This is a genomic window from Nocardia thailandica NBRC 100428 (assembly GCF_000308795.1).
Taxonomy (GTDB): domain Bacteria; phylum Actinomycetota; class Actinomycetes; order Mycobacteriales; family Mycobacteriaceae; genus Nocardia; species Nocardia thailandica.
Genome location: NZ_BAGK01000097.1, coordinates 39,493 through 46,803, shown reverse-complemented (window position 1 = coordinate 46,803; position 7,311 = coordinate 39,493). Strand labels below are relative to the sequence as shown.

The following is a 7,311-nucleotide window of genomic DNA, read 5'->3' as shown; positions in this document are numbered from 1 at the left end:
ACCACAGTTCGGCGCCGAGCAGCCGGCGGGCTGCGGTGGCGGGATCGGCGACGAGTTCGGATGCGCTCACCGCGCCATTGTCACCGATGCCCGTTCAGGCGTAGGAGCTGTGCTGCCCGGCGCGCAGGGTGAGCCGGTCGTCGGCGATGACCGCCGCGTAGGCGACCGCGACGAGGGCCGCCAGCTGCGCCCAGGCCACGCCGTAGACGCCGACCGGGACGGTCACCAGCACAGCGGCCGCGCTCGCCGCGCGCACCCAGGCCCGCGGCAGGCCCAGCGTGCGGCGGAAGAAGTACTGGCCGGCGAAGAACAGCGCGACCCCGCCGGAGAGCGCGGCCGCGGCGGCGGGCTCGGCCCGTTCGCCGCCGTGCGCGATGCTCATCTTGATCCCGGCCGCGGTCAGGATGATGCCGACCAGCAGCGGGTAGAGCGCGTACCCGTAGGCGTGCAGGGCGGGTCGCACCCGCTCGCGGTCGGGCACCGCCGCCAGCGCGTGCTCGCCGCGCTCATCGTCGAAGCCGAAGTAGGCCCACCACAGCACGTAGGCCAGGCACAGGCCGAGCGCGACCATCGCGACCAGCCCGACGGTCACCGCCTCCCCCGCCAGGCCCGCGCCGATGGCCACCACCGACTCGCCGAGCGCGACGATGACGACCAGCCCGTGCCGCTCGCAGAAGTGCCCGGCACGGACGACGAAGTCGCCGGTGTCGACCAGATACGGTCCGCCGACCTGGACCAGCAGCGCCAGCGCCCAGCACCCGTACTGCGCGGCGCCGTGGGCGAATCCGCCGCCGAGCACCAGCAGCGCGGCGAGGCCGTTGAACGGGCCGATGTGGCGGATCGCGGTCCGCACGCTGCCGCCGCCGCTGGTGGCGAACAGCGCGGTGTGCACCGCCGTGACCAGGACGTAGCCGAGGCCGAAGGCGATGCCGGTGCCGTGGAAGGCGTCCGGGATCGCCATGGCCAGCACGAAGAAGGCGAACATGCCGATCAGCAGCCAGGTGCGGCGGGCCGAACTGTTCGGCGCCACTTCGTTGGTCAGCCAGACGTAGCCGGAGTACATCCACCAGACCAGGCCGAACAACAGCGCGACCTGCAGCAGGGCCTCCCACCCGGGATGGTGGGTGAAGACGTGGGTGAGCTGGGTGATGGTGAGGACGAAGACCAGGTCGAAGAACAGTTCCAGGGTGGAGACCCGGACCTGGCCGCCGTCGGCCGCCGGTTCGATCGTGTTTGACTCGCTGAGCACGCGACGAGCGTAGGGGCAGGCCGCGTTCCGCGCGCGGTGGACCTTTCAGACCAGGTCGGTCCCCGCCCGCAGTCCGGCGACCTTGTGGGGGTTGACCTGGAAGCGCAGGTTGTGGATGTGGCCGCCGGACAGGTCGTAGGTGAACGCGCCGATCGAATGCTCCCCGAGCCGGGCCACCGCGCCCAGCTCGCCGTTGACGTACGCCGGTTCCAGCACCACCCCCGCGGACTCCGGCTTGGCCAGGACCCCGAGGATCCAGCGCGCGACGTGATCGGGTCCGTGCAGCGGCCTGCGCGCGGCGGTCACCACGCCACCGCCGTCGGACCAGCAGGTCACCTCGGGGGCGAGCAGGTCGAGCAGCGCGTTGAGATCGCCGCCCGCGCAGGCGGACAGGAACCGGCTGGTCACCTCGGCGCGGGACCGCTCGTCGGTGTCGAAGCGCGGGCGGCGCGCCTCGACGTGGTTCTTGGCGCGATGCGCGATCTGGCGCACGGCGGTGTCGGTGCGGCCGACCACGGAGGCGATCTCCGCGTGGCTGTACCCGAACACCTCCCGGAGCAGGAAGACCGCGCGCTCGACCGGGGTCAGGGTTTCCAGCACGACCAGCATGGCGGTAGAGACGGTGTCGGCCAATTCGGAGTCCTCCGCGATGTCGGGCGAGGTGAGGATCGGTTCGGGCAGCCAGGGCCCGATGTACTGTTCGCGGGTCGCCCGGGCCGAGGTGAGGCGGTTGAGCGACAGGTTGGTGACCGTGCGCACGAGATAGGCCTTGGGGTGGTCGACGCCCGCGCGGTCGGTGTCGTGCCACTTGATCCAGGCGTCCTGCAGGACGTCCTCGGCGTCGGTGACCGTGCCGAGCATCCGGTACGCGGTGGCGAACAGCAGCCGCCGGTGTTCGGTGAAGGGGTCCGGAAGCTCGGCTTCGGCGCTCACGCGAGATCTCCTGATTCGGGCGGGTGCGGGGGCGTGCACCATGGTGACGGGTCAGCCGCGACGGCGGGTGGCCCGCCCGCCCTTCGACAGCTGGACCGTCATGGGCATCCGCCTGCTCACCCGGAACGCGGTCAGCGGGCTCGACGACACGGTCTCCTTGTAACGGCACGCCGCCCAGCCGGTCAGCACGAAGCGGCCGGGGGTGTCGTCGGCGCGGGTGAACTGGATGACGGCGTCGCGGCGGCCCAGGCTGACGGGCTGGTGAAAGTAGCCGAACCGGAAGGGCCGCACCGTCTTCCCGCGCAGCTCGCGGGCGATGAGATCGGCGGTGTAGGCGGCGGTCGGCAGCCCCGACTGGCAGGTCCCGTGGACCGCTCCCCACGCCTGGCGGACCGCGGCCGCGTCACCGATCGCGTGGATCTCGGGGTGGGACACCGACTTCAGGGTCTCGTCGACCACGACGAGACCGCGGGCGTCGGTCGCGATGCCCGACCGGGCGGCGAGCGGCGAGACGCGCACGCCGGTGGTCCACAGCGTCAGATCCGCCGCGACGACGGCGCCGTCGGCCAGTTCCACGCCTGCGGGCAGCACCCGGACCACCCGCTGCCCGAGGTGGCGGACGATGCCGAGCCGGTCCAGCGCGCGGCCGAGGTGGGCGCGGGCCGACACGCCCATCATGGCGCCGGGTTCCCCCGCGCTGATCAGCACGACCCGCACGCCCGGGTGGCTCTCGGCGATCTCGGTGGCTGCTTCGATCCCGGTCAGCCCGCCGCCGCAGACCGCGACGGTGCCGCCGGTCGCGGCGAGTCCGGCCAGCCGCACGGCGAAGTCGTGGGCGGCGGGTCCGCCGTTCAGGGTCCAGGCGTGCTCGGCGGCGCCGGGGACCGTCGCGGTGTCGGTGGCCGAGCCGAGGGCGTAGACGAGTTCGTCGTAGGCGAGGTCGCCGTGGCCGTCGACGCGGACCGTGCGGGCGGCGGTGTCGATCGCGCTCGCCCGGCCGCGGACGAAGGTGACGCCGGTGCCCGCGAGCAGGTCCGGGATGCGGTGGACGGCGAGTTCCTGCCCCGCGGCGACCTGGTGCAGACGCAGCCGTTCGGTGAACCGGTCCGACGGATCGACCAGGGTGATCGCGACGTCGAGGCGCCGGGTGCGTTGCGAGAGGCGGATCGCGGCGAGCAGACCGGTGTAGCCGGCGCCGAGGACGACGATGCGGTGGGTGCTCATGGTGGCTCCTTGTTCCCGAGGGTGGTTCTGCACGAGGGACAAGCCGGGCGGCCGGAACGTGACAACTGTGAGCCGGATCACCACGGAGACGGGGGCGGTCTCGGGGACGGCTCGGGCGGATCTCCTGGCCGGGACCGGGGTTTCACCCGATGTGGGCGGCGCCGGGCGCCACCTACCGTGCCCGCATGTCTTCGAAAACCCGGCGCGCCTCCGTGTGGCGCCGTCTGTTGCTCGGCGCGGGCGCGCTGCTCGTCGTCATGGTTTGCGCGATCGCGGGAGCGGTCTACTTGACGTACGCGACCGCCGACGTGCGCGCGGCGGGCACGACGGAATTCGTGCGCCCCCTGGCGATCCCCCCGCTCGCGCCGTCCCGCCTCGCCGCGGACGGCACCCGGGAGTTCGACCTCACCCTGCGCGCGGGCACCCGCGAATTCCGTCCCGGGCAGGCCACCCGGACCTGGGGTTTCGACGGGGACTATCTGGGCCCGACGCTGCGGGCCGCGCGCGGGGAACGGGTCAGGGTGCACGTGCGCAACACCCTGCCCGAGTCCTCGACCGTGCACTGGCACGGCATGCACCTGCCCGCCGCCATGGACGGCGGCCCGCACCAGATGGTCGCGGCGGGCGCGGACTGGACGCCGGAGTGGACGGTGGACCAGCCCGCCGCCACGCTCTGGTACCACCCGCATCCGCACGGCGCGACCGAAGACCACGTCCGCAGAGGGCTGGCCGGGATGTTCCTGGTCGACGACCCGGCGAGCGCGGCGCTGCCGCTGCCGCGCGCCTACGGCGTCGACGACCTGCCGGTGATCGTGCAGGACGTGCGCCTGCGCGGCGACCGTCTCGACGGCGCGCACGCCGCCTTCCGCGACGTCGGGTTCCTCGGCGACGAGATCCTGATCAACGGCACCCTCGCCCCGTATGCCGAGGTCGGCGACGAGCTGGTGCGGTTGCGGCTGCTCAACGCCTCCACCGCGCGGATCTACACCTTCGGTTTCGCCGACGACCGCGAGTTCGCGCTGATCGGCACCGACGGCGGTCTGCTGCCCCGGACCGCGACACTGCGCGAGGTCCGGCTCTCTCCGGGTGAGCGCGCCGAGATCGTGGTCCGGGTGCGCCCGGGCGAGCGGGCGGTGCTGCGCAGTACCGAACTCGAGGCGGGACTGGACTTCTGGACCCAGCGCTTCGCCGGCGGTGACGACACCTTCGACATCCTCGAACTGCGGGCCGCGCCGGTCCTGCGCCCCTCCCCCGCGCTGCCCACCGAGCTCGTCCCCGCCGAGACGCCCGACGGGTCCGGCGCGGTGACCGAGCGCGCGTTCGAGCTGGAGTTCGGCCGGATCAACGGCGCGCCGATGGCGATGGACCGCGTCGACGCGGCGGTCACCCGGGGCAGCACCGAGATCTGGTCCGTGCGCAACGCCGACGGCGGACCGCACAACTTCCACGTCCACGACGTGCAGTTCCGGGTGCTCGACGTCGACGGCGCCCCGCCGCCGCCTGCCCTGGGCGGCCCCAAGGACACCGTGTTCGTGGCGCCGGATCAGACCGTGCGGCTGGCGCTGCGCTTCGACGGGCCCGCCGATCCGGACACGCCGTACATGTATCACTGCCACCTGCTCTGGCACGAGGACCTGGGGATGATGGGCCAGTTCGTCGTCGTGGAACCGGGGCGGGCGCCCGGCGCGCCGCCGCCGGGTCATCACCACTAGACGGACTCACCGGCCGCCGCCCCTTGCCCGGGGCGGCGGCCGCGCGCATAATTCATCACGTAGTGAATTCAACACTCGATGAATTGAGTCGCCATGACGCACTCTCCCACCGCGGCGCCCGCGGTCGCCGCCGCCGATCTCGTGGTTCGGCGCGGGAAATCCACAGTCCTGCACGGACTCTCCCTCGACATCCCCCGCGGGCGGATCACCGGGCTGCTCGGCCCGTCCGGCTGCGGCAAGACCACGCTGATGCGCGGCATCGTCGGCACCCAGATCGTCGAATCCGGCACGGTGACCGTGCTGGGCCTGCCCGCGGGCGACCCCGCGCTGCGCCGGCGCATCGGCTACGTCACCCAGGCGCCGAGCATCTACGCCGACATCTCCGTGCGCGAGAACGTCGCCTACTTCGCCGCGCTCTACGGCCGCGACCGCGCCGCGGTCGCCGACGCCCTGGACGCCGTCGGGCTCACCCGCTTCGCCGGGCAGCGCGGCGACGAACTGTCCGGCGGGCAGAAGACCCGCGTCTCGCTGGCCTGCGCGCTCGTCGCCCGGCCCGAGCTGCTGGTCCTCGACGAACCGACCGTCGGCCTCGATCCGGTCCTGCGGGTCGAGCTGTGGCAGCAGTTCCACGCCCTCGCCGACGCGGGCACCACCCTGCTGGTCTCGAGTCACGTGATGGACGAGGCCGAGCACTGCGACCGGCTGCTGCTCCTGCGCGAAGGCAGGCTGCTCGCGCAGCTCACCCCGGCCGAGCTGCGCGAACGCACCGGCGAGCAGAACCTGGAGACCGCCTTCCTCACCCTCATCACCGCCGGAGAGCCCGCATGACCACCCTGCGCCCCTACGCCGCCACCACCGGCCGCATCCTGCGCCAGCTGCGCAACGACCACCGCACCGTCGCCATGATCCTGGTCGTGCCCGCGGTCCTGATGACCCTGCTGTACTTCATCTACCGCGACACCCCGCGCTCGCCGCTGAATCCGCTGACCGTGTTCGACCGGGTCGGCATCACGATGCTCGGGATCCTGCCGTTCATCGTCATGTTCCTCATCACCGCCATCGCCATGCAGCGCGAACGGACCTCCGGGACGCTCGAGCGCCTGCTGACCACACCGTTGAGCAAGCTCGACCTGCTCGGGGGCTACGGCACCGCGTTCTCCCTCGCGGCCGCCGCGCAGGCCGCGGTCGCCTGCCTGGTGTCGTTCGGGCTGCTCGGCCTCGATGCCGCGGGCAGCCCGGGCTGGGTGGTGCTCATCGCGGTGGTCGACGCCGTGTGCGGGGTCGCGCTGGGACTGCTCGCGAGCGCCTTCGCGCGCACGGAATTCCAGGCCGTGCAGTTCATGCCGGTGGTCGTCGCGCCGCAGATCTTCCTGTGCGGCCTGCTCGTCCCGCGTGATCAGCTGCCGGACTGGCTCGAGAAGATCAGCGACGTGATGCCCCTCAGCTACGCCGTCGATGCGCTGCAACAGGTTTCGCGCTATCCCGAGCCGACCGCGGCCATGTGGCGCGACCTGGCCGTGGTGGCCGGTTTCGCGATCGTGGCGCTGGTCCTCGGCGCGGCGACGCTGCGCAGGCGGACGGCGTGAGTCCCCGATCCGGTCGCAGGCCGGGCAGTTCCGGTGCGCGCCAGGCGATCCTGGACGCCGCGCGCGCCCGGTTCGCCCGGGGCGGCTTCGACAAGACCTCGATCCGGGCGGTCGCCGCCGACGCGGGCGTCGACCCGGCCCTGGTGCACCACTACTTCGGCACCAAACAGGAACTGTTCGCCGCCGCGGTCGAACTCCCCATCGATCCCGAGGCGACCCTGCGCGCCGTCGACGCCGTGCCGGTGGACCGGATCGGGGAGACCCTGCTCTCGGGGGTGCTGCACGTCTGGGCCTCGCCCGCCGGGCCCGGCCTGGTCGCCGCCGCCCGGCGGATCCTGGGCGGCGGCGAGGTGGAGCTGGCGCGCAGCTTCCTGCTGCAGGTGGTCCTGGAACGCGTGCGCACCCGCATCGCCACCCCCGAGGACGACGGCCGCGAACGCGTCGCGTTGGTCGCCTCGCAGATGGCGGGGATTCTGGTGGCCCGCGAGATCATCGGGCTCGAGCCGCTGGCCTCGATGCCGATCGAGCGGGTCGTTGCGGCCGCCGGGCCGACGCTGCAGCGGTACCTGACCGGGGACATCGGCGCCGAGGCGTGAGCTTCCGGCTC

The 7,311-nt window shown here is 72.8% G+C and carries 7 protein-coding genes; 4 read left to right on the top strand and 3 right to left on the bottom strand.

The genetic code is table 11. The features are described 5' to 3' along the window. Window positions 1-94: 94 nt before the first annotated feature. Genes ON36_RS10240 through ON36_RS10230 form a run of 3 tightly spaced genes read right to left on the bottom strand, consistent with a single transcriptional unit; the run spans window position 95 to window position 3,406 of the window. Window positions 95-1,249, bottom strand: coding sequence for a low temperature requirement protein A (locus ON36_RS10240; RefSeq protein WP_052313837.1), 1,155 nt, complete (start codon window positions 1,247-1,249; stop codon window positions 95-97). A gap of 45 nt (window positions 1,250-1,294) precedes the next feature. Continuing rightward, on the bottom strand, window positions 1,295-2,182 hold the full coding sequence (locus tag ON36_RS10235) for an RNA polymerase sigma-70 factor (protein WP_043650739.1): 888 nt from the start codon (window positions 2,180-2,182) through the stop codon (window positions 1,295-1,297). 51 nt (window positions 2,183-2,233) lie between these two features. Next, on the bottom strand, window positions 2,234-3,406 hold the full coding sequence (locus tag ON36_RS10230; RefSeq protein ID WP_043650738.1) for an NAD(P)/FAD-dependent oxidoreductase: 1,173 nt from the start codon (window positions 3,404-3,406) through the stop codon (window positions 2,234-2,236). Window positions 3,407-3,591: 185 nt separating this feature from the next. Here ON36_RS10230 and ON36_RS10225 point away from each other — a divergent pair, with 185 nt between their 5' ends. From ON36_RS10225 to ON36_RS10210, 4 genes are all read left to right on the top strand, one after another. Then, the gene (locus ON36_RS10225; protein ID WP_174377556.1) at window positions 3,592-5,118 is read left to right on the top strand and encodes a multicopper oxidase family protein; all 1,527 of its coding nucleotides are present in this window, start codon (window positions 3,592-3,594) and stop codon (window positions 5,116-5,118) included. A gap of 93 nt (window positions 5,119-5,211) precedes the next feature. After that, complete coding sequence (locus ON36_RS10220) at window positions 5,212-5,946, top strand: ABC transporter ATP-binding protein (RefSeq protein ID WP_043650737.1); 735 nt, start codon at window positions 5,212-5,214, stop codon at window positions 5,944-5,946. Beyond that, a complete protein-coding gene (locus ON36_RS10215; RefSeq protein WP_043650736.1) occupies window positions 5,943-6,704 on the top strand; it encodes an ABC transporter permease in 762 nt (253 codons plus the stop codon). The genes ON36_RS10220 and ON36_RS10215 overlap by 4 nt, the downstream gene beginning before the upstream one ends. Then, window positions 6,701-7,300, top strand: a complete 600-nt coding sequence (locus ON36_RS10210) for a TetR/AcrR family transcriptional regulator (protein ID WP_043650735.1) — start codon at window positions 6,701-6,703, stop codon at window positions 7,298-7,300. Before ON36_RS10215 ends, ON36_RS10210 begins: the two co-directional genes overlap by 4 nt. The last annotated feature ends 11 nt before the right edge of the window (window positions 7,301-7,311 follow it).

Bases quoted from the DNA above. Each gene is read 5' to 3' on its own strand.
- ON36_RS10225 (WP_174377556.1), top strand. From the start codon at position 3,592: ATGTCTTCGAAAACCCGGCGCGCCTCCGTGTGGCGCCGTCTGTTGCTC.
- ON36_RS10220 (WP_043650737.1), top strand. From the start codon at position 5,212: ATGACGCACTCTCCCACCGCGGCGCCCGCGGTCGCCGCCGCCGATCTC.
- ON36_RS10215 (WP_043650736.1), top strand. From the start codon at position 5,943: ATGACCACCCTGCGCCCCTACGCCGCCACCACCGGCCGCATCCTGCGC.
- ON36_RS10230 (WP_043650738.1), bottom strand. From the start codon at position 3,406: ATGAGCACCCACCGCATCGTCGTCCTCGGCGCCGGCTACACCGGTCTG.